Source organism: Bacillus cereus group sp. BfR-BA-01350 (genome assembly GCF_022663775.1).
In the GTDB taxonomy this organism is placed as follows: domain Bacteria; phylum Bacillota; class Bacilli; order Bacillales; family Bacillaceae_G; genus Bacillus_A; species Bacillus_A paranthracis.
On the sequence record NZ_JAKUGD010000009.1, the window covers coordinates 187,497 to 212,917 of the forward strand.

Below are 25,421 nucleotides of genomic sequence, written 5' to 3' on the forward strand. Positions count from 1 at the left end.
ATAGATTTTCTTTCAAATTGTATTATACAGGAAATCCTTAAAATGAATACAAAAAAATGTGACTAATAAGTCAACTTTTCTCATTGTTTTATTTCTATTTACATGTTTATCCCGATATGAATAGGTTTTAGCTAGTTCCACTTACCAAATAGTAATATATGGTAAGTGTTTTTTAATGCAAATTAACTAATTTCTCCTATTATTTATCTGTTTGTTTTTGTTTCTTTTTCAAATACTCCGCACGCAATTTTTCAATTTGCTGCTTTTTATCAAATTTGACAGGCGTCTGTTTTTCATGAAACTTCGCGACAGCTACCTGACCTTTGTAATCCAATTGATATTTTCCCACTTTGTTCACCTACTTTTCTTGTCTTTAAAGAGAATCTATTCAGCAAATATAAATATACCTCATTTTGCTGAAGTAAACCTTATTACTTTATTAGTTTTTCTACTGATTACTATGTTAATCCACATATAAAAAATTTTTCAAAAAAAGAGATCTTCGCAGACTGCGAAGATCTCTTCTACTATTTCTTATAAAGTTTCAGAAGTAGTTTTTGCTTGCATGTGAAGCGCTAAGTAGTCAGGACCACCAGCTTTAGAGTCTGTACCAGACATGTTAAAGCCACCGAATGGTTGGTATCCTACGATTGCACCAGTACATCCACGGTTGAAGTATAAGTTACCTACGTGGAAGTCTTCACGTGCTTTTTCAATATGATCACGGTTGTTAGAGATAACTGCTCCTGTTAAACCGTATTCTGTATTGTTTGCAATTGCAAGTGCATGGTCAAAGTCTTTTGCTTTACAGAATGCTACTACTGGTCCGAAGATTTCTTCTTTCATTAGGCGAGCATCTTCTGCAACGTCAGCAACGATTGTTGGTTGGATGAACCAGCCTTTAGAATCGTCTCCTTCGCCACCTGCTAAAATTCTACCTTCTTCTTTACCAATTGCAACATAGCTCATTACTTTATCGAATGCAGCTTGGTCATTAACAGGACCCATGTTTGTACCTAATACAGCTGGGTTAGCAACTTTTAATTCTTTCGTTAATTCAACAGCACGATTTAATACGTGATCGTATACATCTTCGTGGATTACTGCACGAGAACATGCAGAACATTTTTGTCCTGAGAATCCGAATGCTGATGCAACGATAGATTTAGCTGCTAATTCAAGATCTGCTTCTTTATCAACAACGATTGTATCTTTACCGCCCATTTCAGCGATAACGCGTTTTAACCAAATTTGGCCTGGGTTTACTTTCGCTGCGCGCTCATAAATACGGATACCTACATCACGAGATCCAGTGAAGCTAATGAAACGTGTACGAGGGTGATCTACTAAGTAGTCACCAACTTCAGAACCATTACCTGGTACGAAGTTTACTACGCCAGCTGGTAAGCCAGCTTCTTCTAATACTTCCATGAATTTCGCTGCTACTACAGGAGTTGTACTAGCTGGTTTTAGTAATACTGTGTTACCAGAAACTAAAGCAGCTGTTGTCATACCTGCCATAATTGCGAATGGGAAATTCCAAGGAGAAATGATAACACCTACTCCTAATGGAATGTAAGAGAAACGATTATATTCAATTGGACGGCTTTCTACTGGAATTCCGTCTTTTAATTTCAACATTTGACGACCATAATATTCCATAAAGTCGATTGCTTCTGCTGTATCAGCATCTGCCTCATTCCATGGTTTACCTGCTTCTTTTACAAGAATAGCAGAGAATTCATGTTTTCTACGACGAACGATCGCTGCAGCACGGAATAAAATGTCTGCACGCATTTCTGGTTTTGACTTTCTCCAAGTTTGGAATGTTTCATCCGCTACTTGCATTGCTTTTTCAGCTAACTCACGGCTTGCTTTTGAAACGCGACCAACAAGTTCCTCTTTATTTGCAGGGTTTACAGAAACAATTTTGTCTTCTGTAGTGATTTTTTCTCCCCCAATAATTAATGGATAGTCTTGTCCAAGATAAGATTCTACTTTCTTTAAACCTTCTTCAAACGCTAATTTGTTAGCCTCTACTGAAAAATCTGTAAATGGCTCATGTTTGTATGCTACTACCATTATTTTTAGCCTCCCCTTAGAAAAACGTTTACATTTTACAACATTATTCTACACGATAATTTAGATTTATTCAAATATTCCTAGACTTATATTTTAAAAATTAATTAATTTTTAAAATATAATAAAAAAACAGAGTTATACAAATGTATAACTCTACAAAATATGAGTATATTCCAAAACGTTTTTGCTAATCAATAAAATAGTCACTAACAAAAATAAAGTTCTTACATATCCAACACCTTTTTGAACTGCAAACTTCGATCCAAAATAAGCGCCAAAAATCATCGATAACCCCATAATAATACCGTATTCAAAATGAATTACGTCTAAAAATAAAAAAGTGATTAACGATACGATATTACTAACAAAATTCAAAAGTTTTCCAGATGCTGCCGCTTGAATAAAATCCAAACCAATTAATAAAAATGCAAAAATTAAAAAGGATCCTGTTCCTGGCCCAAAAAATCCATCGTAAAACCCTATCATTAAAATAACAAAGAAAAATATTAATGTTTTTCTTTTCGTCATCTTCTTATAGGTAGATACACTTCCCCAATCCTTTTTCGCAATAATATAAATAGCAATAAACACCAACATTACAAGCACTAACGGACGTAAAATATCCGGCGGGATAAACTTTACTACTAAAGCACCTGCGACCGCTCCTATAACAGTTAACGGGATTAACTTTCCTACAATTTTAAAATCAACCTTTCCCGATCGAATAAAGTAAATCGCACTCGTAAACGTCCCCATCGTTGCAGCTAATTTATTCGTTGCAATTGCCGAAGCTGGTGGTAAACCAACAAACATAAGTGCCGGAAGCGAAATTAATCCTCCACCGCCAACAACTGAATCAATAAAAGCTGCTAAAAAACCGAATGCAATTAATAAAATAATGACTTGAAAACTTAATTCATCCATGCCTTTTACCCCTTACCCCATTATTTATAACATTTTAAATTATAACAAAATTACTCAAGAAAAAAAGCCGTTCCATAAATGAACGGCCCTTCTACTTAATCTAAAATTTTCACATACGGTTCATCTTGCTTCGCTTCACGTATAATAATCGCTTCTGGACGTTCTACAGATTTAATCGTTACTTGTACTTTCATATAATTCGGGAAGTATTCCATAACAAGCCCGGCTACATATTGTGTAAAGCCAATTATTTCTGCTTTCCCATTAAACTGGACAGGAATATCAAGCTTTATTTCTCTTAATTCATCATCTCTATACATACCAGTACCGATAACAGCTGTATAGTCACCTTGGAAATAATCGCTTAATTTTGCCTTGAAGTTTGATACTCTCGCCAAGTCTTCACGTTTATTATCTGTTTTCGCTTGTTCAGATGGGAACAAATAATATTTCTCATTAATTTGTTTCCAATCCTCAACCGTTTCACTACCTTTTTCGACATTCGCATAAGAAACAAAGTTACCTGGCACGAGCGAAGACTTCGGAGCCTGACGATAAATTGCAAATGTTATCGGAAGGTTTTTTGTCTCAGGATCTTGTTCATGCATAACTTTCAAGATTTCTGGCACCATTTTTTTCCCTTCAGCTAACATCTTTTCATTCGAAATTGCAGCCTCACGCGGGTACCCATGCTCTTCCTCATAATAATGAACCGAATTCATCGCTAATCCAACTACAATGCCACTACGCTCATTTTTTTCGCCTTTGTTCACATAATAATCATGCTCTAAAATATTTGAAATATATATTGGATTTTTTTTATTTTTCACTTCTAATGATTCGGATCCTGTACCTAATGCAGGATTTAACCCTATGTTCGGGAATTTAACCGCATCTTTTTTTAATGTATCTTCTAGTTCCTTTTGTTCTGCATCTGTACGTTTTCTTTTAACAAGCATCTGTATATACTGAGTAGTTAGGGATTTTCCGCCTTTGAAAACATTATCTTTCGTACTAAATGATTCTTTCGCAATACGCATTAATCCTGTTTCAAATTCATCTATATCAAGACGATTACTTACTCCTTGCACAACTAAGCCACGTGCGTTCCCTCCCCCAAATGGAATAGTCGTCTTATAATATTCATCCGAAATAGAGTAATTCGGGACGATTGCTTGCTCTTTTGCTTTCCCCGATTTCTCAACCACTTTTTCATCTTTGTCAGCACCTGCACTACACCCACTTACAAGTAGGCCAAGGCTTAATACCGCTAATGCTATTTTTTTCATGGTAAGTTTGCACCTCTTACTTATTTAGCTCTTGTAAGAACCTCTCTTCATTCCAAACCTCGACATTATGTTTCTCCGCTTGTGCTAATTTCGAACCTGCCGCTTCACCTGCAACAACTAAATCTGTACTTTTACTAACACTTCCTGTTACCTTTCCACCTAATGCCTCAATCTTCTTCTTCGCTTCACTACGTCCCATAACTTCTAATTTCCCTGTTAAAACGACAGTTTTTCCTGCGAAGTACGACTCAACGTTTTGTAAATCAGCAATTTTCATGCCTTTATATGTCATGTTCACGCCGTATTCTTTAAATTGTTGTAATAACTCTAATACGTCTTCATTATCGAAATACGTTACTACGGATTGAGCCATTTTTTCACCAATTTCATTAATTGCTTTTAGTTCTTCTTCCGTTGCCTTCACAAGCGCATCCATCGTTTCGAAATGCTCTGCAAATGTACGTGCCGCTTTCGCTCCAACATGGCGAATACCAAGACCGAATAATAATCGCTCTAATGAGTTTTCTTTAGAATTCTCAATTGCTTGTACTAAATTCGTTGCTGATTTTTCTCCAAATCGTTCTAGCTGTAATAATTGCTCTTTCGTCAACGAATATAAATCAGCAAATGTACGAATATAATCTGCCTCAAAGAGTTGTGTAATGACACGTTCTCCAAGTCCATCAATATTCATTGCATTTCTTGAAACGAAATGGATTAACCCTTCTCGAATTTGAGCAGGACAAGTTGGATTTATACAACGAAGTGCTACCTCTTCTTCTAAACGAACTAGTTCACTCTCACATGCTGGGCAATGCGTTGGCATATGATATTCTTCTTCCTCACCAGTACGCTTATCGAAAATAACATTCACAACTTCAGGAATAATATCTCCAGCCTTCTTCACAACAACGTAGTCACCAATTCGAATATCTTTTTCACGAATTAAATCTTCGTTATGTAAAGAAGCACGACGAACGATCGTACCAGCCACTCGCACTGGCTCTAGCTCTGCAGTCGGTGTTACAACCCCTGTACGACCAACACTTAATTCAATGCCTGTTAATCTTGTTACAACTTCTTCAGCTGGGAATTTATAAGCAATTGCCCATCTTGGACTCTTTGCTGTAGTGCCTAGACTTTCTTGAAGAGCAACATCATCTACTTTTATAACGATCCCGTCAATCTCATAATCAAGATGCGGACGTTTTTCTTGCCATTCTTCTACATAAGCTATAACTTCTTCAATTGTTTCACATGTGCGTCGATTTGGATTTGTTTTGAATCCAAGTTCACCCAAGAAATCAAGCGATTCACTATGTGATAGGATTGTTTTTCCTTCTACATTCGCAAGACCGTATACAAACATAGATAAGTTACGCTTCGCTGCAATTTTCGGATCCAGTTGGCGGATTGAACCTGCTGCCGCATTACGCGGATTTGCAAATACATCTTCACCATTTTGCTCTTTTTCTTCATTTAACTTAACGAATGAACGCTTCGGCATATAAGCTTCGCCTCGTGCTTCTAACGTTACTTCTTCATTTAAACGAAGCGGGATTGCTTTAATCGTTTTTAAATTTTGAGTAATATCTTCACCTGTTACACCATCACCACGTGTTGCCCCTTGAATGAAGCGTCCTTTTTCATAATGAAGTGAAACTGCAAGTCCGTCAATTTTTAATTCGCATATATATCTTACATTCGCATCATCAATTCCTTGACGTACTCGTCGGTCAAAATCACGTAAATCTCCTTCGTTAAATGCATTTCCTAAACTTAACATCGGTGACTTGTGTGTTACTTTTTCAAATATATCAAGAACCGTTCCCCCAACGCGAACGGAGGGAGAATCTTCACTCATAAACTCTGGGTTCTCTGCTTCTAATTTTATAAGCTCCTGCATATTACGGTCATACTCCGCATCAGAAACAGAAGGATTGTCTAACACGTGATATTGATAGTTAAATGTATTTAACAAATCACGTAGTTCTTCTATACGTTTTTTTGCTATTTCTTTTGACATATCCTCATTCCTTTCCTATTGTTTCGTCACAGGTGCAAATTTTGCTAACAAACGTTTAACACCAATTGGGCTTGGAAACGCAATATCTAATTCTTTTGCATCTCCTTCACCTTTTACACTTACAACTGTACCGACTCCCCATTTTTGGTGGGAAGCTTTATCGCCTACTGCCCAGCCAATTTGTTCGCCGCCTGTCGTCTTAGCTGCAGGACGCGCGAAAGCTGAGCGGGAACGTGTTGTAGTTGTCGTTTTACTGCTACTTGCCGTTCTTCCTTTTGCACCAAACGAAGTTTCACGCTTCGGCGCTGTTTCATTTAATGATTCTACTAGTTCTGTCGGGATTTCTGTAATGAATCGGGATGCGGCATTCATACTTGTTCTACCAAATAAAGTACGCATTTGTGCATTTGATAAATACAACTCTTCTTCTGCACGAGTAATACCTACATAAGCAAGACGACGCTCTTCTTGCATTTCATCTTCTTCCATTAGAGAACGAGTATGCGGGAATATTCCTTCCTCTAAACCAACAATAAAGACAACTGGGAATTCTAATCCTTTCGCTGAGTGCATCGTCATTAAAATAACTTCCTCACCAGCAGTTGGGTCTTCATCTACACGATCAATATCTGCAACAAGTGCTAAGTCTGTTAAGAATGCAACAAGGCTCTTATCTTCGCTTTGAGATTCAAATGTTTGCGTAACAGATAAAAACTCATCTAAGTTCTCTAGACGACCTTCCGCTTCTAACGTACGCTCATTTTTCAACATATCGCGATAGCCTGTTTTTTCAATCACTTCTTCTACCAATTCTGTAACAGATAAATACTCTTGCATATTTACCCAATTGTGTAATAAACCTGCGAATTCTTTTACTGCCTTTGTAACCTTTGCACTTACTCCAACATGCTCAATCTCATCAAATACAGCAGTTAAAGAAATTCCATTTTGTACACCATAATTAATAATTTTGTCGATAGAAGTCGCACCAATTCCGCGTTTTGGCACGTTAATAATACGCGCAAAACTAATCTCATCATCTGGATTCCCAATTAAGCGTAAATACGCCAAAATGTCTTTAATCTCTTTACGGTCGTAGAACTTCGTACCGCCGACAATTTTGTAAGGAATATTAGATTTCAGGAAAATCTCCTCGACCATACGAGACTGCGCGTTTGTACGATATAACACTGCAAAATCAGTATATTTTCGTTTTCCCATTTGAATATCGTCGCGAATTTTTTTCGCCACAAAGTATGCTTCGTCCTTTTCCGTTGCAGCACGATAATACGAAATTTTGCTTCCAACTTCATTATCTGTCCATAATTTCTTCGGTTTACGATTCGTATTTCTTTCAATAACAGCATTCGCTGCATTTAAAATATTTTGTGACGAACGATAATTTTGTTCTAACAGAATAACTTGCGCGTTCTCATAGTCTTTTTCGAATGACAAAATGTTAGAAATGTCCGCACCACGCCAGCGATAAATTGACTGATCTGAGTCACCTACAACACATAAATTTTTGAAACGTGCTGCTAAATGTTTAACAAGAAGGTACTGCGCTTTGTTCGTATCTTGATACTCATCCACGTGAATATACTGGAATTTACGCTGATAAAACTCTAGTACTTCTGGAACACGTTCAAATAGTTGAATCGTCGTCATAATTAAATCATCAAAGTCTAGTGAGTTATTTTTCAAAAGACGTTTTTGATATTCTGTATATACATCGCTCGTTAATTTTTCATATGGATCAGCAATTGTAATTTTCTTTGCATATTTATCCGCAGATAACAATTCATTTTTCGCATTACTAATACCAGCTAAAATAGAGCGCGGTTCAAATTTCTTCGGATCAATATTGCGCTCTTTCATAATTTTTTTGACTACAGTTAACTGATCACCTGAATCTAAAATTGTAAAGTTACGATTAATACCAATGCGATCGATATCACGTCGTAAAATACGTACACACATTGAGTGGAACGTAGAAATCCAAATATCTTCTGCTTCTGGTCCGACAAGTGTATCAATACGCTCGCGCATTTCACGAGCCGCTTTATTTGTAAAGGTAATAGCTAGTACATTCCATGGTGCTACTCCTTTTTCACCAAGTAAATACGCAATACGATGTGTTAACACACGTGTTTTACCACTGCCTGCGCCTGCCATTAATAGAAGTGGTCCGTTCGTTGTTTGTACTGCTTTTTGTTGCTGCGGATTTAAACCATTTAATAATCTATCTGTCATACTCATATACGCCTGCACCTACTCTCCTTTTACTGCTTTAACCGTTTTTAACGCTGCTTTTATATCATCATAAATAATATTTCCAACAACTACTGTATCAGCATACTGCGCCATTTCCTTCGCTTGTTCAGCATTAGAAATACCACCGCCATAATATAACTTAGCTTGTTTCAATTCTGCTTTCACATTTTTAACAAGTTCAACATCTCCATACGTACCGCTATATTCTAAATAAAATATCGGTAAACGTAATAGCTTGTCTGCTAAACGCGCGTATGCAATCACATCATCTTCTGTTACATCACACTTTGCATCTGTAAGCTGGGCTACCTTCGCTTCAGGATTTAAAACACAATACCCTTCCATGAAAATTTCGTCCCAATCCATAATATCCCCAAATTCTTTCAAAGCCTCATGATGAACGCCTGTTACCCATTCTACCTTTCGGCTATTTAAAACACTTGGGATATAATAAAAATCGAATCCTGGTGTAATTGCTTCTACATCAGAAACCTCTAACACACAAGGAACTGCATATCTACGAATGCTAACTAGCATGTGTAGTACATTATCAATTGTCACTCCATCACTTCCGCCTACAATAACAGCATCTGTTCCAGACTCACAAATCATTTCTAAATGTTCGTCACTTAACTCCTTATTCGGATCAAGCTTAAATACATGTTTCCATCCGGAAATATCGTACATGAAAACACCCTTTCTTTTCTCAAGTTGTATATATTTCTGTTTAAAATAACAGTTTATTTTCATTCGGATTTTTTTAGTTCACCTTAAATATTTGTTTAAAGCGGAGAATTAAGTTTGGAATCCTCTCTTCCACATTTTTCAAACGAGAGGATTTAATTTTGAACTTCCTTTTATGCATTCTCTCATTATAACAAAAAAAGCTACTTACACACACGCACAATCCAACATCTTTTTCCACGTCAAATGTTGGATTACATATCCCCAAAATCAAACGGGATACTAATAAGAGAAATAGTATTATCTATTTCAACTTTCATAAAAAGGAGTGTTTTTCTAATGAAGCAAAATATCGGTACAATAAATGCCCTAATTCGAATTACACTCGGACTTGTCCTCTTCGGTTGTAGTGCAACGAAACTCGTACGCAAACCTTGGTGCACTTGGTCTAACATTTTGCTATGGATTGGTGCAATGAAAGTTGCAGAGGGAATTGTTCGTTTCTGCCCTATTGTTGAAATGTGGAAATTCGGAAAATATATGAATATGGGGGCATTTAAAATGCCTAGCATGAATTTTGCTGAGAAGGGACATACTAAAGAAGAAGTGAATCAAACTTCCAATCACGACAAACCACAGTCAAATGGAAGTTATGACGCTTCTGACAAAGAGATTGAGTCAGCGATTGAAGATATAATCCTGGCAAAACCGCTTTGAATCATTTGTCACGATGCAAGATGCTCTCAAAGAGACTTAGCTGCTGCAGTGGGCGGTTAAGTCTTCTTTATTTTACCACGAAACAGAACGTACATTCTTATTTTAAGTGTTAAAATATACATAATCAATAAAATTCAGAAAATTAGGTGTAAACCCCTTGCTTAAAATGATATAAAAGTGATATCATTTTTATATCAGGAGGCGATCATATGAAAGAAAAACAAGTATTTTACGTTAATGGTTTTCTTGGGATTATTGGAATTTTAATTTTAGCCGCTATCGGTGTATTTTTCCTTGTACAAGAAATTTTTATAGGAGCAGCATTAACTATTATTTTAGCCGCAGTTCTTGCTACAGGTATTGGTATTGTTCAACCAAACCAAGCAAAAGTTATTACGTTCTTCGGTAATTATTTAGGAACAATTCGTCAAAACGGTTTATTTTTAACGATTCCGTTCGCATTCCGTCAAACTGTATCGTTACGTGTTGAAAACTTTAACAGTAAAAAATTAAAAGTAAATGATGTCGACGGAAACCCAATTGAAATTGCCGCTGTTATCGTATATAAAGTTGTTGATTCTGCAAAAGCAATGTTCGGCGTTGAACATTACGATCGATTTGTAGAAATTCAAAGCGAAACGGCAATCCGCCACGTTGCAACAAAATATCCTTATGACAATTTTCAAGATGAAACTTGCATTACGTTACGTGGAAACACTGAAGAAATCTCTGAAGAATTAAAACGTGAATTAGAAGCACGCCTTGAAATTGCTGGCGTAGAAGTATTAGAAACTCGTTTAACACATTTAGCTTACGCAACAGAAATTGCCCATGCAATGCTACAACGTCAACAAGCAAAAGCAGTATTAGCTGCTAGAAAAGAGATTGTTGAAGGTGCTGTGAAGATGGCCAAAGATTCAATCCATATGTTAGATGAAGAAGGCGTACTAGAACTCGATGACGAGCGTAAAGCAAATATGGTGAACAACTTATTAGTTGCCATCGTTTCAGACAAAGGTGCGCAACCAGTTATTAATACAGGAAGCCTATACTAAAAGGTTGTAAATCCTTATGGCTAAAAAGAAAAGCTTTCCATTACGTATTGATCCTGAATTACACGCAGTCATCGAAAAATGGGCGAATGATGAGTTTCGTAGCGTCAATGCACACATCGAATATTTACTTCGAGAAATGGCAAAGCAAAAAGGGAAATTAAAAAAGGATAAAGATGCATAAAAAATCCCGCTGAGGAATCAGCGGGATTTTTCACATATTAATTTCTCGTCATCTCATGCCCAATTGCACGATATCCTATATCACTTCGGTAAAACAGACCATCACTCTCAATTTTACCGATTTCTTTATATACTTTATCTTTTGCTTCTTGTAAACTATTTGCCTTACAAGCAACAAATAATACACGGCCACCGTTCGTTACAAAGTCCCCATGTTTCATTGCTGTACCTGCATGGAAAACAATCACATCTTGCAATGTATCTAACCCGTTAATGATTTCGCCTTTTTTATATGCTTCTGGGTATCCTTTCGAAGCAAGTACAACACCAATAACTGCTTCTTCTGACCATTTTAACGTTAACTCACTCTCATCTAATACAGCGTTACATACATCAACTAAATCATTTTCTAAGCGTGGTAATACAACTTCCGTTTCAGGATCACCAAAGCGAGCATTAAACTCAATTACCTTTGGACCATCATTTGTTAAAATAAGTCCCGCGTATAAAATACCTGTAAACGAACGGTTTTCTGCAATCATCGCCTTAGCAGTTGGATGTAGTACCATTTTTATCGCCTCTTGAACTGCTGATTCCGAAATTTGTGGTACTGGAGAATACGCACCCATTCCGCCTGTATTTGGACCTTTATCACCATCAAAAGCTCGTTTATGATCTTGCGCAATTACCATGGGATGTACAGTTGTTCCATTCACAAATGCCATTAATGAAAATTCTTGTCCATCTAAAAACTCTTCAATAACAACCTTCTTACTTGCTTCGCCGAACTTTACATCTTGCAGCATTTCTTTCGCAGCTTGTAATGCCTCTTCCAGCGTCATCGCTACTGTTACACCTTTACCAGCAGCTAGGCCATCCGCTTTAATAACGATTGGTGCGCCAACTTTTTGAATGTACTGTACTGCTTCTTCATAATCTGTAAAAGTTTCATATGCCGCAGTTGGAATATTATACTTTTTCATAAGCTCTTTTGTAAAAGCTTTACTACCTTCAATAACAGCAGCCGCTTTATTCGGACCAAATACGCGAAGCCCCTCTTCTTTAAAACGATCAACGATTCCATTCATAAGTGGAATTTCTGGTCCAACGAAAGTTAATTCTACATGATTCTCTTTAGCAAATAAAACTAATGCATCAAAATCATTTTCATCAATATCAACTGGCGTTGCAACATCGCGCATACCTTCGTTACCCGGTGCTACATATACCTTTTCTACCTTTTCAGATTGCGCGAACTTCCAAGCTAAAGCATGCTCACGCCCACCGCGACCGATTACTAAAACATTCATATTTCATCCCCCAATACTTAAATAAGTACAAACTAGAAGCTATGCTCCTAGTTTGCTTTTTCATATCAATAAAAGGTTATCTCGAACGGACTTTTTAAACATCCATATCAATCAAAGTTTAAAAAGGAGGATTAAGAGAACCGAGCAGGTCGAGGCGCATTTGCCAGGAGGACACGGAGTGTAGTTTTCCTACATGAGTACCGCACTGGCATTGCAACGACGACATGCGAAGGTTATCTTAACCGGACTTTTTAAACTTCCTCTATTAGTGTTTGAAATGACGTACGCCAGTGAACACCATAGCAATCCCATACGTATCCGCCACTTTAATAGAATCTTCATCACGGATTGATCCGCCCGGTTGAATGATTGCTGTAATTCCTGCTTTTGCTGCTTCTTCTAATGTATCTGGCATTGGGAAGAAAGCATCAGATGCAAGCGCGCTACCTTGTGCTTTTTCACCAGCTTGTGTAATTGCGATTTTTGCAGAACCTACACGGTTCATCTGTCCCGCACCGACACCAATTGTCATATCATCTTTCGCTAAAACAATTGCATTTGACTTTACATGTTTTACAACTTTCCAAGCTAGTTTTAAATCTTTCCATTCTTGCTCTGAAGGTTCACGTTTCGTTGGAATTGAAATTGTACTTTCATCTAATGATAACGTATCTTCCTCTTGAACAAGAAGTCCACCTTGTACAGAAGTTAGTTTTTTGCTTGCACTTGTCGCTTTTTCAATATTTACAGTTAATAAACGTAAATTTTTCTTACTTTGTAACACTTCCAAAGCTTCTTTCGAGAAAGAAGGTGCAATAATAATTTCTAAAAAGACTTCATGCAACTTTTCTGCTGTAGCTTTATCAATTTCACGATTTGCTGCAATAATACCGCCGAAGATTGATACTGGATCAGCTTCATAAGCACGAGTATATGCTTCGTGAATATCCGTACCTACTCCAACACCACATGGATTCATATGTTTTACTGCTACTACTGCTGGCTCTGTAAATTCTTTCACGATACTAAGCGCTGCATCTGCATCGTTAATATTGTTATACGATAGTTCTTTCCCGTGTAATTGTTCTGCGTACGCAACAGAAGAAGTTACAGCGAATGGCGCTTTATAGAATGTTGCTTTTTGATGTGGATTTTCTCCATAGCGTAAATCTTGTTTTTTCTCAAATGTCACTGTTAATGTTTCTGGGCTTTCTTCACCCATTTGCTCTGTTAAGTAGTTAGAGATTAACGCATCATATGCTGCTGTATGGCGGAATACTTTCGCTGCTAATTTACGTTTCGTTTCTTCTTTTACTTCACCGTTCTCTTTCAGTTCTGCTAATACAACATCATAATCTACTGGATCTACAATTACAGATACGAATTTATGATTTTTCGCAGCAGAGCGAATCATTGTTGGGCCACCAATATCAATATTTTCAATTGCATCAGCAAATGTTACATCAGGCTTAGCGATTGTTTCTTTGAATGGGTATAAGTTAACGACAACAAAATCAATTGTCTCTATACCTAACTCATTCATTTGTGCTACATGCGTTTCATTATCGCGAACTGCTAATAGACCACCATGAATATTTGGATGTAATGTTTTCACACGACCATCCATAATTTCTGGGAAACCAGTTACTTCAGAAATACCGATTACTTGTAAGCCGTTTTCTTCTAGTAATTTTTTTGTACCGCCTGTTGATATAACTTCGATCCCTTGTTCTAGTAAACCTTTAACAAATTCTACTACTCCTGTTTTATCTGAAACACTTACTAATGCACGCTTTTTCATTTACCCTTCACCCCTGGTTGTATGTTAGTTAACAGTTGGTTCTTTCGTAGATTGAACAATTTGATTCACTGTATTTACGTATAATTTATGTTCAACTTGTTGAATTTTCTTTTGTAAGCTTTCTCTCGTATCCCCTTCAGAAACAACTACTGCTTCTTGTGCAATAATTGGTCCTGTATCCATACCTGCGTCTACATAATGAATCGTTACTCCAGTTACTTTCACACCTGCTTCTAACGCTTGACCAACAGCATCTTTCCCTGGAAAACTCGGTAATAGTGATGGATGAATATTAATAATCCTTCCGCCGTAAGCTTCTAGTAAAGTTGGTCCAATTAAACGCATATATCCAGCTAAAATAACATAATCAATTTCATACTCTTCTAGCTTCTTTAATATCTCTTTTTCAAACGCTTCTTTTGACTCATATGCTTTCGCTGAAAAAGCGAAACACGGGATATGATGATAATGTGCTCGCCCAACAGCGCGTGCTTCTGGTTTATCACATACTAATAAACTAATTTCTGCATCCAATCTTTTTTCTTCTACTGCATTAACGAGAGATTGAAAGTTAGATCCGCTTCCAGAAGCAAAAACTGCTAATCTACTCATAGCGCTGTGCCTCCATTAAAAGTAACGCCAGCTCCTTGTACAGTGCGTCCAATAATACGAGCAGTTTCTCCTTGCTCTTCAAGAAGACGGACGATATCTTTTGCATCTTCTTCCTTCACCGCTACTACCATACCAATACCCATGTTAAAAATATTGAACATTTCTTTCTCTTCCAGCTTGCCAACTTCTTGAAGTAAACTAAAGATCGGCTGAATTTCCCAAGATCCTAATTCAATTTCTGCACCGATTTCTTCTGGTAACATACGTGGAATATTTTCAATGAATCCACCACCTGTAATATGTGCCATACCGTATACTTCATATTTCTTCAATAGTTCTAAAATAGGTTTGACATAAATTTTCGTTGGTTTTAATAATTCTTCACCAAGAGGTAGCTCTAAGCGTCCGTAAATGCGATCTAAAGATAGCTCTCCATCTTCTAGTAATACTTTTCGTACTAAAGAATAACCGTTACTATGAATACCGCTAGATGCCAAGCCAATTAATACGTGACCAGCTTCAATTTTTTCACCTGTTACAATTTTCTTTTTATCAACGATCCCAACTGTAAAACCAGCTAAATCGTATTCTTCTGTAGAATACATTCCTGGCATTTCAGCTGTTTCTCCACCAATTAAAGCACAACCTGCTTGGCGACAGCCCTCTGATATACCTTTGACGATGTTTTCAATTTTACTAGGTTCAGCTTTACCACAAGCAATATAATCAAGGAAGAAAAGCGGCTCTGCTCCTTGGACAACAATATCATTTACACACATTGCTACTGCATCAATACCAATTGTGTCATGTTTATCTGCCATAAAAGCGAGCATCAATTTCGTTCCCACGCCATCTGTTCCAGATACTAATACAGGTTCTTCTAATGCAAATTTTGATAGATCAAACATACCTCCAAAACCGCCTAAACCGCCTAGTACTTCTTTTCTCATTGTTGTTTGTACGTGTTTTTTCATGCGAGATACCGCTTCATATCCAGCTTCAATATCTACTCCTGCTTGCTTATATGCATTCGCCATCGTTATTTACACCTCGTCTTTTAATTTCTCCCTATCCTGTGCGGGCCGTTTTAAGAAAGAAGCTAGCTTCTACATCAAAAGAAGTAGAAGCTTTTTTCTTCTTATTTCATACTTTCTAAAAGCTCTTGTTCATAATCATAAAGAGCTGTTGGATAATCTCCATTGAAGTACGCCATACAAAGGCCACCGTATTTCCCTTCATATGGACGTCCAATTGCATCTACTAATCCATCTTCGCTTAAAAATGTTAATGAGTCTGCACCGATCATTTCACGAATTTCTTCTACTGTATGATTTGCTGCAATTAATTCTTTTCTCGTTTGAATATCAATGCCATAGAAACATGGATATTTCAAAGGTGGTGAAGCTATTCTTACGTGAACTTCTGTCGCTCCAGCCTCGCGAAGCATACGAACAATTCGTTTACTCGTTGTTCCTCGTACGATAGAATCATCAATCATAACAACTCGTTTCCCCTCAACCACACCTCTTACTGCTGAAAGCTTCATCTTAACCCCTTGCTCTCGCAGTTCTTGAGAAGGTTGAATAAATGTACGTCCAACGTAACGATTTTTAATTAATCCTAACTCATATGGAATGCCTGTCGCCTCCGCATAACCAATCGCAGCTGAAATACTAGAGTCTGGTACGCCAGTAACAACATCTGCTTCAATAGGAGCTTCTGCCGCCAAACGTTTCCCCATGTTTTTACGTGCTGCATGAACGTTAACGCCTGCGATATTAGAATCTGGTCGTGCAAAGTAAATGTATTCCATACTACAAATTGCATGTTCTACATCGTTTGTGAAACGATCTACGTGAATTCCTTCATCATTAATGATAAGTAATTCACCCGGTTCTACATCACGAATGTATGTTGCACCTACTACATCAAAAGCACATGTTTCAGATGCTACAACGTAAGCATCCCCCATCTTTCCAATTGAAAGTGGACGGAACCCATTCGGATCTAATGCAACGATCATTTCATTTCCAGTTAGTAAAAGATACGCAAACGCACCTTTCACTTTATTTAAAGCCTCTTTTACACTTTCAATTAACGAATCTTTCGTGCTACGTTTAATAAGATGTAAAAGTACTTCTGTATCTGAACTTGTTTGGAAAATACTGCCCTCTGCTTCTAATTCACGACGAAGCATTTTTGCGTTAATTAAATTTCCGTTATGAGCTAACGCCATACTATGATCGGAAAAACGGAACAACAATGGTTGAACGTTAGCAACTTCACTTCCACCAGCCGTCGCGTATCGTACATGCCCGATTGCTGATTTTCCATTCAATCCTTCTAGCTCACCTCTTGAAAACACTTCCGATATTAAACCTAACCCCTTGTGACCGACGATTTTTTCCCCATTATTTACGACAATGCCTGCGCCTTCTTGCCCACGGTGCTGTAAACTGTGCAATCCGTAGTATGAAACTTGTGCCGCATTTTCATGCCCCCAAATTCCGAAAACGCCACATTCTTCGTTTAACCCCTTTATTTCAGCAAGCATGGGATTGCCCCTTTCCAAGCCTTTCTCATTTCATCTACATTTGCTGTAAGTAATACTTCATTTTCTTCATTATGAATTGTTACTTCATTTGTACTTGTTACTTCTCCAACTTGAATTGCTTCTACCGCTTTTTCGAACGCTTCTTTATTTTCACGTTTTACAGTTATTACGAAGCGGGATTGTGATTCCGCAAATAATGCCGCTGTTGCTTCCCCGTCTAATTTCACAGTAGCGCCTAAGCCGTTAGCACCAATTGCACTTTCTGAAATCGCAACTGCTAAACCACCTTCAGCAACGTCATGTGCAGATTGAACAAGGCCAGCTTGGATTGCTGCTAATATTTGTTTTTGACGTTTTAATTCTACGTCTAGATCAATACTTGGTGATTGTCCGAAAATTTTTCCGTGAATCATTTTCTGTAATTCACTTCCACCAAACTCAGCTTTCGTCTCTCCAATGACATAAACTAAATCGCCAGCTTGCTTAAACTCTTGTGTTGTTACATGTTTTAAATCGTGTACAAGTCCAACCATCCCAACTGTCGGTGTTGGGTATACCGCTTCACCACTACGTTCGTTATACATTGATACATTTCCACCAATAACTGGTGTTTGTAATGTGCGACAAGCTTCACTCATACCATCTACTGATTTCTCAATTTGCCAGAAGATTTCTGGTTTTTCTGGGTTACCGAAGTTTAAGCAATCTGTAATTGCAAGTGGCTCCCCGCCAGAACATACAATATTACGTGCTGCCTCTGCTACTGCGATTTTACCGCCCACTTCTGGGTCTAAATAAATGTAGCGAGAGTTACAATCTGTCGTCATTGCTAATCCTTTTTCTGTACCGCGTACACGTACAACTGCTGCATCTGAACCTGGTGTAACAACTGTGCTTGTGCGAACTTGATAATCATATTGATCATAAACCCACTCTTTACTTGCAATCGTCGGTTGTTGTAATAGAGCGAATAACGTTTCTTTATAGTTTTCTACTTTCGGCGTTTCCATTTTCATTTCTTGGAACTCAGCAAAATATGCTGCTTCTTTTGATGGTTTATGGTAAATTGGTGCTTCTTCTGCAAGAGCATCTGCTGGTACTTCAGCTACCATTTCACCTTTATGGAATAAACGAAGCATTTTGTCTTCCGTTACTTTCCCCATCGTAACGGCTGCAAGACCATACTTCTCAAATAAATCTACTATCTCTTGTTCTCTACCTTTTTTCACAACAATTAACATACGCTCTTGTGATTCAGATAGCATCATTTCATATGGTGTCATTCCTGTTTCACGCTGTGGTACATCATCTAAGTACATTTCAATACCCATGCCTGCTTTACTTGCCATTTCTGCAGAAGATGATGTTAAACCAGCCGCACCCATATCTTGAATTCCAACAAGTGCATCCGATTGAATAAGTTCTAAGCAAGCTTCGATAAGAAGTTTCTCCATAAATGGATCTCCTACTTGAACTGCTGGACGCTTCGCTTCTGAGCTTTCAGATAACTCTTCAGATGCGAATGTAGCACCGTGGATACCATCACGACCAGTTGATGCTCCTACGTACATTACTGTATTTCCAGCACCGTGCGCTTGCCCTTTTTTAATGTCCTCGTGGTTAATTAAGCCTACGCACATTGCATTTACAAGTGGATTTCCTTCATAACATGGATCAAACTGTACTTCGCCGCCAACAGTTGGAATACCGATACAGTTACCGTATCCTGCAATTCCTGCTACTACTTCTTCGAATAAGTATTTCACACGTGGTGATTGTAATTCTCCAAATCGAAGTGAGTTTAATAGAGCTACTGGACGTGCTCCCATAGAGAATACGTCACGAATAATACCGCCAACACCTGTTGCTGCTCCTTGATATGGCTCAATAGCAGAAGGGTGGTTATGACTTTCCATTTTAAATACAACCGCTTGATTATCACCGATGTCTACAATGCCAGCACCTTCCCCAGGCCCTTGCAAGACGCGCTCACCTGTTGTTGGGAATTTTCGAAGTACTGGTTTTGAATTTTTATAACTACAATGTTCAGACCACATAACAGAGAATAATCCTGTTTCTGTATAATTTGGCAGACGGCCTAAAATCTTTTCAACCATGGCAAACTCTTCGTCTGTTAGCCCCATTTCCGCATATATGCGCTCTTCTTTAATTTGTGTTGGATTTGGTTCAAGCATTAACGACATATGTTTCCCTCCACTGTTTTAAGATAGATTGAAAGACTTTTAACCCTTCAGCACCGCCAAGTAATTCATCTACAGCACGCTCTGGGTGTGGCATCATACCAAGTACATTTCCTTTTTCGTTTACAATACCAGCAATATCTGAAACGCTTCCGTTCGGGTTTTCTACGTAACGGAATGCGATCTGATTATTCTCTTCTAATTGTTTAAGAGTCTCTTCATCACAATAGTAATTCCCCTCACCATGTGCAATTGGAATATTGATTACTTCATCTTTTTCATATTGTGATGTAAACGTCGTTTCATTATTTTCAACACGTAACTGAACTGTTCGACACATAAATTTTAAGTTTTCGTTTCTCATTAATGCCCCTGGTAATAATCCTGATTCAACAAGAATCTGGAATCCATTACATACACCTAAAATTGGCTTTCCTTGCTCAGCAGCTTTCTGTACTGCTTTCATTGCATTCGCAAAGCGAGAAATAGCACCGCAGCGTAAGTAGTCACCGTAAGAGAATCCACCTGGTAGTAGAATTGCATCATATTCATCTAAATTCTCTGTATCGTGCCAAACGTAATCTACTTCTTCGCCAAGCTCATCTTTAATTGCATGGAACATATCAACATCACAGTTCGAACCTGGAAATACTATTACGGCAAATTTCACTGTGCGACAACCTCCTCAACTTCATAACGGAAGTCTTCCATTACAACGTTCGCTAATAGTTTTTCACACATTTCCTTTACTTTGCTATCTAAGTCAGTTACCGATTTATCAATTGTTAGTTCCATGTACTTTCCAATTCGAACATCCTGTACTTCTGTGAATGAAAGGCTATGAAGTGCTCCTTTTACTGCTGTTCCTTGTGGATCTAATACGCTTTCTCTTAATGTTACATATACCTTAACTTTATACATGTGAAATTCCCCCTAAACGTTTTAAAATCTCTTCATAAGCATCTGTTAAATTTCCAAGATCACGACGGAATACGTCTTTATCAAACTTCTCATTGCTCGTTTCATCCCATAAACGGCAAGTATCTGGTGAAATTTCATCTGCTAAAATGATTTCTCCTTCATCCGTTACACCAAACTCTAATTTGAAATCTACTAATCTTACACGACAGCTTGCGAAATGATCAATCAACACTTGATTGATTTGTAGAGCCATATCTCGTAATACGCTTACTTGCTCTGGCGATGCAACGTTTAATACACGAATATGATCTTCCGTTACAAGCGGATCTCCTAAATCATCATCTTTGAAGTAAAATTCTACGATTGGTTCTGCAAGTACAGTTCCCTCTTCCATTCCTAATCGTTTTGAAAGACTTCCTGCAATTACATTTCTTGTGACAACTTCTAAAGGAATAATACTCACTTTTTTAACAAGTTGTTCTGTTTCAGATAGCTTCTCAACAAAGTGTGTTTTAATTCCTACTTCTTGTAACTTTCTGAACAATAAAGTTGTAATCTCATTGTTCAAACGACCTTTTCCTGTAATCGTCTCTTTTTTCTCCCCATTGAAAGCAGTCGCACTATCTTTGTACTCTACCCAAACCATATCTGCTGATTCTGTACGATAAATTCTTTTTGCCTTACCTTCATACAGCAATTCTAGCTTTTGCATTTCGCAAGCCCCCTGTAGTTTGAAAAATGTGAATAATGTTTTTATAAAGAATGGCACAGAATGACTCTATTCTGTGCCATATGAAATTTTACGCTTCGTTTAATCCTAGGCGTTCAAAGATTGTATCAACGTGTTGCATATGATGCTCATAGTTAAAGCATTCATTAATTTCTTCTTGTGTTAACTTGCTCGTAATACGCTCATCAGCTTCTACAAGCTCTTTAAATTGTACTTGTGTTTCCCAAGCTTCCATCGCTTTAGGTTGTACGATATCGTAAGCTTCTTCACGCACCATACCTTTATCGATTAATGTAAGCATTACGCGCTGAGAATAAATTAAGCCGTATGTTCTTGTCATATTGCGTTTCATATTCTCTGGGTATACAGTTAAATTTTTAACGATATTACCAAAGCGATTTAACATGTAATTTAACGCGATTGTAGCATCTGGTAAAATTACGCGTTCTGCTGAAGAGTGAGAAATGTCACGCTCATGCCATAATGGAACATTCTCATAAGCTGTCATCATATAACCGCGGATAACACGAGCTAAACCAGTCATATTTTCAGATCCAATTGGATTACGCTTATGCGGCATTGCAGAAGAACCTTTTTGACCTTTTGCGAAAGCTTCTTCAACTTCACGTGTTTCACTCTTTTGTAAACCACGAATCTCAACTGCCATCTTTTCGATAGACGTTGCGATTAATGCAAGTGTTGACATGTAATGAGCATGGCGATCACGTTGCAATGTTTGTGTTGAAATTGGTGCTGCTTCTAATCCTAAGTTTTCACAAACATACTTTTCTACGAATGGATCGATATTTGCATATGTACCAACCGCACCAGATAATTTACCAACACGAACTGTATTAGCAGCTTGTTTGAAACGCTCTACGTTACGTTTCATTTCTTCATACCAAAGACCAAGTTTTAAACCGAATGTTGTTGGTTCTGCATGAACACCGTGTGTTCTTCCCATCATGATCGTGTATTTATGCTCTTTTGCTTTGTTAGCTAAAATGCTTACGAAGTTTTCTAAGTCTTTTAATATGATTTCATTCGCTTGTTTTAAGATGTAAGATAACGCTGTATCTACTACGTCTGTAGATGTTAAACCGTAATGAATCCATTTACGTTCCTCGCCTAATGCTGGTGTTTCTGATACAGCACGAGTGAATGCAACTACGTCATGACGTGTCTCTTTTTCAATTTCATAGATACGATCAATATCAAATGATGCATGCTCACGAATTTTCTTAACATCTTCTTTCGGAATATCGCCAAGCTCAGCCCATGCTTCACAAGCTAAAATCTCAACTTCTAACCACGCTTTAAATTTGTTCTCTTCCGTCCAAATTGCACCCATTTCTGGGCGTGTATAACGACTAATCATCTTTTTCCCTCCAACAGTTGTTCTTGATGGTCCCAAATATGCAAACTCTTCGCTTTTTCTAGAGCGACTTCAATATTATCATTTAAAATATTAACATGCCCCATTTTCCGCTGTGCTTTTGCTTCTTCTTTTCCATACAAGTGTAAATAGCACCCGGTTAATCTATTCACTTGTCTTAGGACCCCTTCTATATGTTCGCCTAAAATGTTTACCATGACAACTGGTTTTAACAAATTTGTTTCTCCAAGAGGTAAATTACAGATTGCTCGAATATGTTGACCGAATTGACTCGTTTCACATGCATCCTGTGTATAGTGTCCTGAATTGTGAGGTCTTGGCGCCAATTCATTAATGTAAATCTCACCATCGGCTGTAGCAAACATCTCTACCGCTAGTGTTCCCACAAGTTCTAGTTCATCCGCAAGCACTTTTGCATAAGCAATTGCTTTTTGAGAAAGTTCTTCTGTAATGCGAGCTGGAACGATGGATTCATGCAAAATGTTATTTACATGAATATTTTCCGCTACCGGAAATACTTTCGTTTCACCACTTACACTACGAATGACAATAACTGATACTTCTTTTTCAAAAGGCACCCATTTCTCTAAAATACACTCTGCTGCATTCGCAAGCTTTCGCGCTTCATCAACGTCAGCTTCACTTCTTAAAACAACTTGCCCTTTCCCATCATATCCACCTGTCGTTGTTTTTAAGACGGAAGGATATGATAACTCAGTGATTGCTTCAGTAAGCTGCTCTTGAGTTTGAACCAATTTATACGTTGCTACTGGTAATCCCGCTTTTTCAATTGCATTCTTTTCAGTAAAACGATTTTGCGTTTTACTTAACAACTGACTGCCTTGCGGTAAGTAAGCATGCTTTTCAAGCCATTGTAAACATCTATAATCAATATTCTCAAATTCATATGTGACAACATCACTAATCTCCGCTAAATGCTGAATTGCTTTTAAATCGTCATATGATGCAACAATTTCAATATCAGCAACTTGTGCACATGGTGAGTTTTTTGTAGGATCTAAAACAGCAATTTTATATCCCATTTCCTTAGCTGCCAATGCCATCATTCTTCCTAGCTGGCCGCCTCCAATAATGCCGATTGTTTTTCCAGGTAAAATGATTCTCGTCATACTAGCTCACTACCTTCGCGCACATCTTTTTCAATTGCTTCTCTTCTCAATTCTAATGCATCATGTATGTCATCATGGAATGATCCAAGTATTTGTGCAGCAAGTAAACCAGCATTTGTTGAACCAGCCTTACCAATTGCAACAGTTGCAACTGGAACCCCTCCTGGCATTTGGACGATGGATAATAATGAATCTAAGCCGTTTAACGCTTTTGATTGAACTGGAACTCCGATTACAGGAAGATTCGTCTTCGCTGCAACCATTCCTGGTAAATGCGCTGCTCCACCAGCTCCAGCAATAATAACTTTCAATCCACGTTCACGAGCCGTCTCTGCATATTCAAACATATAATCCGGAGTCCGATGAGCGGATACAACTTTTTTCTCATACGGTATATTTAATTCATCTAAAATGTCACAAGCATATTTCATTGTTTCCCAGTCTGACGTGCTTCCCATTATGACTCCAACTAGTGATTTCATATTAGAATCCCCCCGATTCAAATAAAAAAAGCCTGAAATAGAACATTTTCTCTTTTACTATGAGAGAAAGCGCTCTACTCAGGCATACGTATCCCTTGTGAATAGAAAAATACCGAGTGACTTTCCCTCATAGTCTAACGAATAACGGTCGTTAGGTAGAGACTTGCAGGCCATATCCCCGCGATTATATGAGGTCTTATATATTATTCTTTCTATGGCTATATTAACAATATTTTATAAACAATGTCAACAAATAATCGAATGTTTTTTTATTACTCATCAATAACGTTCGTGTTTTAGTTATATTCAAAAGAATAATTGTAACTATATGCAAGAAGGATAAGCAATTAGAATATATATTTCTAGAGATCTACCATACACAACACGGTTTGTATATTAATTCCGTATGCTTTTATATAAAGTGAAACTTTAATCAACCTTCAACAATCGGGCTTTTACGGGCAGTTGATCCCCCACCTAGCTTCTTTGCTTCCGCTGAAATTTGAGGTGGGGGTCTTACTGCCCGTTAATGCGGAATAAAGCATATCGTTTCTATTCCTTTGTATCGCATTCATTACTGTAATGATTGAATACTTATTTTCATTCTTATATCATCCCGCTTTTCTTACTCTCATTATGTAAAATATATACTTGTAGTAAGAAATAACAGTTACCCTCAATAGCCTCATTTTCATTCTTTTCTCTCATTAAGATTACTAAATTTACGGATTATGACATTTGATATATAAAAATAAACACAAAAAAACCTAAGTCGAAACGACTTAGGTTTTTGCTTGGCGACGTCCTACTCTCACAGGGACAAGGTCCCAACTACCATCGGCGCTAGAGAGCTTAACTTCCGTGTTCGGTATGGGAACGGGTGTGACCTCTCTGCCATCATCACCAAACTATGAAGGCATATTCCTTCAAAACTAGATAACATTGCTACATATTATATGGTTAAGTCCTCGATCTATTAGTATTCGTCAGCTCCACATGTCACCATGCTTCCACCTCGAACCTATCAACCTGATCATCTTTCAGGGATCTTAC

At 37.7% G+C, this 25,421-nt stretch carries 22 protein-coding genes, 2 rRNA genes and 1 riboswitch; of the genes, 3 read left to right on the top strand and 21 right to left on the bottom strand.

The features are described 5' to 3' along the window. Nucleotides 1-199: 199 nt before the first annotated feature. From MR147_RS19595 to pcrB, 7 genes are all read right to left on the bottom strand, one after another. Nucleotides 200-349 carry a hypothetical protein gene (locus tag MR147_RS19595; RefSeq protein WP_000521648.1) on the bottom strand — a complete coding sequence of 50 codons (150 nt, stop codon included), beginning with the start codon at nt 347-349 and terminating at the stop codon, nt 200-202. 185 nt (nt 350-534) lie between these two features. After that, nucleotides 535-2,082, bottom strand: coding sequence for an L-glutamate gamma-semialdehyde dehydrogenase (gene pruA / locus MR147_RS19600; RefSeq protein ID WP_000259549.1), 1,548 nt, complete (start codon nt 2,080-2,082; stop codon nt 535-537). A gap of 153 nt (nt 2,083-2,235) precedes the next feature. Then, nucleotides 2,236-3,006 (bottom strand): TSUP family transporter, encoded by a 771-nt coding sequence (locus MR147_RS19605; protein WP_000343966.1) that lies wholly within the window; start codon nt 3,004-3,006, stop codon nt 2,236-2,238. 95 nt (nt 3,007-3,101) lie between these two features. Next, nucleotides 3,102-4,295, bottom strand: a complete 1,194-nt coding sequence (locus MR147_RS19610; RefSeq protein ID WP_242304651.1) for a CamS family sex pheromone protein — start codon at nt 4,293-4,295, stop codon at nt 3,102-3,104. A gap of 16 nt (nt 4,296-4,311) precedes the next feature. Next, nucleotides 4,312-6,321, bottom strand: coding sequence for an NAD-dependent DNA ligase LigA (gene ligA, locus MR147_RS19615; protein WP_242304652.1), 2,010 nt, complete (start codon nt 6,319-6,321; stop codon nt 4,312-4,314). A 15-nt stretch (nt 6,322-6,336) separates the two neighbouring features. Then, entirely contained in the window at nt 6,337-8,580 is a 2,244-nt protein-coding gene (gene pcrA / locus MR147_RS19620; protein ID WP_001979861.1) for a DNA helicase PcrA, read from the bottom strand. Between the two features lie 12 nt (nt 8,581-8,592). Continuing rightward, a complete protein-coding gene (gene pcrB, locus MR147_RS19625; RefSeq protein WP_000272090.1) occupies nt 8,593-9,282 on the bottom strand; it encodes a heptaprenylglyceryl phosphate synthase in 690 nt (229 codons plus the stop codon). A 336-nt stretch (nt 9,283-9,618) separates the two neighbouring features. On the opposite strand from pcrB, the gene MR147_RS19630 reads away from it, so the two are divergent. The 3 genes from MR147_RS19630 to MR147_RS19640 all read left to right on the top strand — a co-directional run bounded on the left by MR147_RS19630 (nt 9,619) and on the right by MR147_RS19640 (nt 11,232). Next, a complete protein-coding gene (locus MR147_RS19630) occupies nt 9,619-9,996 on the top strand; it encodes a YgaP family membrane protein (protein ID WP_087951955.1) in 378 nt (125 codons plus the stop codon). Nucleotides 9,997-10,205: 209 nt separating this feature from the next. Further along, nucleotides 10,206-11,051 (top strand): SPFH domain-containing protein, encoded by an 846-nt coding sequence (locus MR147_RS19635; protein WP_000660683.1) that lies wholly within the window; start codon nt 10,206-10,208, stop codon nt 11,049-11,051. A 16-nt stretch (nt 11,052-11,067) separates the two neighbouring features. Next, nucleotides 11,068-11,232 (top strand): type II toxin-antitoxin system antitoxin, encoded by a 165-nt coding sequence (locus MR147_RS19640; protein ID WP_001085171.1) that lies wholly within the window; start codon nt 11,068-11,070, stop codon nt 11,230-11,232. Nucleotides 11,233-11,269: 37 nt separating this feature from the next. Here the strand turns inward: MR147_RS19640 and purD are convergent, their stop codons facing one another. From purD to MR147_RS19710, 14 genes are all read right to left on the bottom strand, one after another. Further along, nucleotides 11,270-12,541, bottom strand: a complete 1,272-nt coding sequence (purD, locus tag MR147_RS19645) for a phosphoribosylamine--glycine ligase (RefSeq protein WP_242304653.1) — start codon at nt 12,539-12,541, stop codon at nt 11,270-11,272. 265 nt (nt 12,542-12,806) lie between these two features. Next, nucleotides 12,807-14,342 (bottom strand): bifunctional phosphoribosylaminoimidazolecarboxamide formyltransferase/IMP cyclohydrolase, encoded by a 1,536-nt coding sequence (gene purH / locus MR147_RS19650; protein WP_242304654.1) that lies wholly within the window; start codon nt 14,340-14,342, stop codon nt 12,807-12,809. Nucleotides 14,343-14,366: 24 nt separating this feature from the next. Then, nucleotides 14,367-14,954 (bottom strand): phosphoribosylglycinamide formyltransferase, encoded by a 588-nt coding sequence (purN, locus tag MR147_RS19655; RefSeq protein WP_000088580.1) that lies wholly within the window; start codon nt 14,952-14,954, stop codon nt 14,367-14,369. Then, on the bottom strand, nt 14,951-15,991 hold the full coding sequence (purM, locus tag MR147_RS19660) for a phosphoribosylformylglycinamidine cyclo-ligase (RefSeq protein WP_242304655.1): 1,041 nt from the start codon (nt 15,989-15,991) through the stop codon (nt 14,951-14,953). The genes purN and purM overlap by 4 nt, the downstream gene beginning before the upstream one ends. A 101-nt stretch (nt 15,992-16,092) precedes the next feature. After that, nucleotides 16,093-17,508 carry an amidophosphoribosyltransferase gene (gene purF, locus MR147_RS19665; RefSeq protein WP_000879025.1) on the bottom strand — a complete coding sequence of 472 codons (1,416 nt, stop codon included), beginning with the start codon at nt 17,506-17,508 and terminating at the stop codon, nt 16,093-16,095. After that, the gene (gene purL, locus MR147_RS19670) at nt 17,493-19,712 is read right to left on the bottom strand and encodes a phosphoribosylformylglycinamidine synthase II (protein ID WP_000055574.1); all 2,220 of its coding nucleotides are present in this window, start codon (nt 19,710-19,712) and stop codon (nt 17,493-17,495) included. Before purL ends, purF begins: the two co-directional genes overlap by 16 nt. Further along, the gene (gene purQ / locus MR147_RS19675; RefSeq protein ID WP_074607742.1) at nt 19,696-20,379 is read right to left on the bottom strand and encodes a phosphoribosylformylglycinamidine synthase subunit PurQ; all 684 of its coding nucleotides are present in this window, start codon (nt 20,377-20,379) and stop codon (nt 19,696-19,698) included. Before purQ ends, purL begins: the two co-directional genes overlap by 17 nt. Then, nucleotides 20,376-20,630 carry a phosphoribosylformylglycinamidine synthase subunit PurS gene (gene purS / locus MR147_RS19680; RefSeq protein WP_000278826.1) on the bottom strand — a complete coding sequence of 85 codons (255 nt, stop codon included), beginning with the start codon at nt 20,628-20,630 and terminating at the stop codon, nt 20,376-20,378. The genes purQ and purS overlap by 4 nt, the downstream gene beginning before the upstream one ends. Further along, entirely contained in the window at nt 20,623-21,342 is a 720-nt protein-coding gene (gene purC / locus MR147_RS19685) for a phosphoribosylaminoimidazolesuccinocarboxamide synthase (protein ID WP_001170542.1), read from the bottom strand. The genes purS and purC overlap by 8 nt, the downstream gene beginning before the upstream one ends. 88 nt (nt 21,343-21,430) lie before the next feature. Then, nucleotides 21,431-22,738: an adenylosuccinate lyase gene (purB, locus tag MR147_RS19690; RefSeq protein ID WP_000625677.1), complete on the bottom strand. Its 1,308-nt coding sequence runs from the start codon at nt 22,736-22,738 to the stop codon at nt 21,431-21,433. Further along, nucleotides 22,735-23,886, bottom strand: a complete 1,152-nt coding sequence (gene purK / locus MR147_RS19695; protein WP_074607740.1) for a 5-(carboxyamino)imidazole ribonucleotide synthase — start codon at nt 23,884-23,886, stop codon at nt 22,735-22,737. The genes purB and purK overlap by 4 nt, the downstream gene beginning before the upstream one ends. Then, the gene (purE, locus tag MR147_RS19700) at nt 23,883-24,368 is read right to left on the bottom strand and encodes a 5-(carboxyamino)imidazole ribonucleotide mutase (RefSeq protein WP_000839367.1); all 486 of its coding nucleotides are present in this window, start codon (nt 24,366-24,368) and stop codon (nt 23,883-23,885) included. The genes purK and purE overlap by 4 nt, the downstream gene beginning before the upstream one ends. 110 nt (nt 24,369-24,478) lie before the next feature. Then, nucleotides 24,479-24,580, bottom strand: a riboswitch (purine riboswitch). Between the two features lie 580 nt (nt 24,581-25,160). Next, nucleotides 25,161-25,276: ribosomal RNA gene (gene rrf, locus MR147_RS19705) — 5S ribosomal RNA — on the bottom strand. Between the two features lie 48 nt (nt 25,277-25,324). After that, nucleotides 25,325-25,421, bottom strand: a 23S ribosomal RNA gene (locus MR147_RS19710); the annotation flags it as partial.

Bases quoted from the DNA above. Each gene is read 5' to 3' on its own strand.
- pruA (WP_000259549.1), bottom strand. From the start codon at position 2,082: ATGGTAGTAGCATACAAACATGAGCCATTTACAGATTTTTCAGTAGAG.
- MR147_RS19605 (WP_000343966.1), bottom strand. From the start codon at position 3,006: ATGGATGAATTAAGTTTTCAAGTCATTATTTTATTAATTGCATTCGGT.
- MR147_RS19610 (WP_242304651.1), bottom strand. From the start codon at position 4,295: ATGAAAAAAATAGCATTAGCGGTATTAAGCCTTGGCCTACTTGTAAGT.
- ligA (WP_242304652.1), bottom strand. From the start codon at position 6,321: ATGTCAAAAGAAATAGCAAAAAAACGTATAGAAGAACTACGTGATTTG.
- pcrA (WP_001979861.1), bottom strand. From the start codon at position 8,580: ATGAGTATGACAGATAGATTATTAAATGGTTTAAATCCGCAGCAACAA.
- pcrB (WP_000272090.1), bottom strand. From the start codon at position 9,282: ATGTACGATATTTCCGGATGGAAACATGTATTTAAGCTTGATCCGAAT.
- MR147_RS19630 (WP_087951955.1), top strand. From the start codon at position 9,619: ATGAAGCAAAATATCGGTACAATAAATGCCCTAATTCGAATTACACTC.
- MR147_RS19635 (WP_000660683.1), top strand. From the start codon at position 10,206: ATGAAAGAAAAACAAGTATTTTACGTTAATGGTTTTCTTGGGATTATT.
- MR147_RS19640 (WP_001085171.1), top strand. From the start codon at position 11,068: ATGGCTAAAAAGAAAAGCTTTCCATTACGTATTGATCCTGAATTACAC.
- purD (WP_242304653.1), bottom strand. From the start codon at position 12,541: ATGAATGTTTTAGTAATCGGTCGCGGTGGGCGTGAGCATGCTTTAGCT.
- purH (WP_242304654.1), bottom strand. From the start codon at position 14,342: ATGAAAAAGCGTGCATTAGTAAGTGTTTCAGATAAAACAGGAGTAGTA.
- purN (WP_000088580.1), bottom strand. From the start codon at position 14,954: ATGAGTAGATTAGCAGTTTTTGCTTCTGGAAGCGGATCTAACTTTCAA.
- purM (WP_242304655.1), bottom strand. From the start codon at position 15,991: ATGGCGAATGCATATAAGCAAGCAGGAGTAGATATTGAAGCTGGATAT.
- purF (WP_000879025.1), bottom strand. From the start codon at position 17,508: ATGCTTGCTGAAATAAAGGGGTTAAACGAAGAATGTGGCGTTTTCGGA.
- purL (WP_000055574.1), bottom strand. From the start codon at position 19,712: ATGTCGTTAATGCTTGAACCAAATCCAACACAAATTAAAGAAGAGCGC.
- purS (WP_000278826.1), bottom strand. From the start codon at position 20,630: ATGTATAAAGTTAAGGTATATGTAACATTAAGAGAAAGCGTATTAGAT.
- purC (WP_001170542.1), bottom strand. From the start codon at position 21,342: ATGCAAAAGCTAGAATTGCTGTATGAAGGTAAGGCAAAAAGAATTTAT.
- purB (WP_000625677.1), bottom strand. From the start codon at position 22,738: ATGATTAGTCGTTATACACGCCCAGAAATGGGTGCAATTTGGACGGAA.
- purK (WP_074607740.1), bottom strand. From the start codon at position 23,886: ATGACGAGAATCATTTTACCTGGAAAAACAATCGGCATTATTGGAGGC.
- purE (WP_000839367.1), bottom strand. From the start codon at position 24,368: ATGAAATCACTAGTTGGAGTCATAATGGGAAGCACGTCAGACTGGGAA.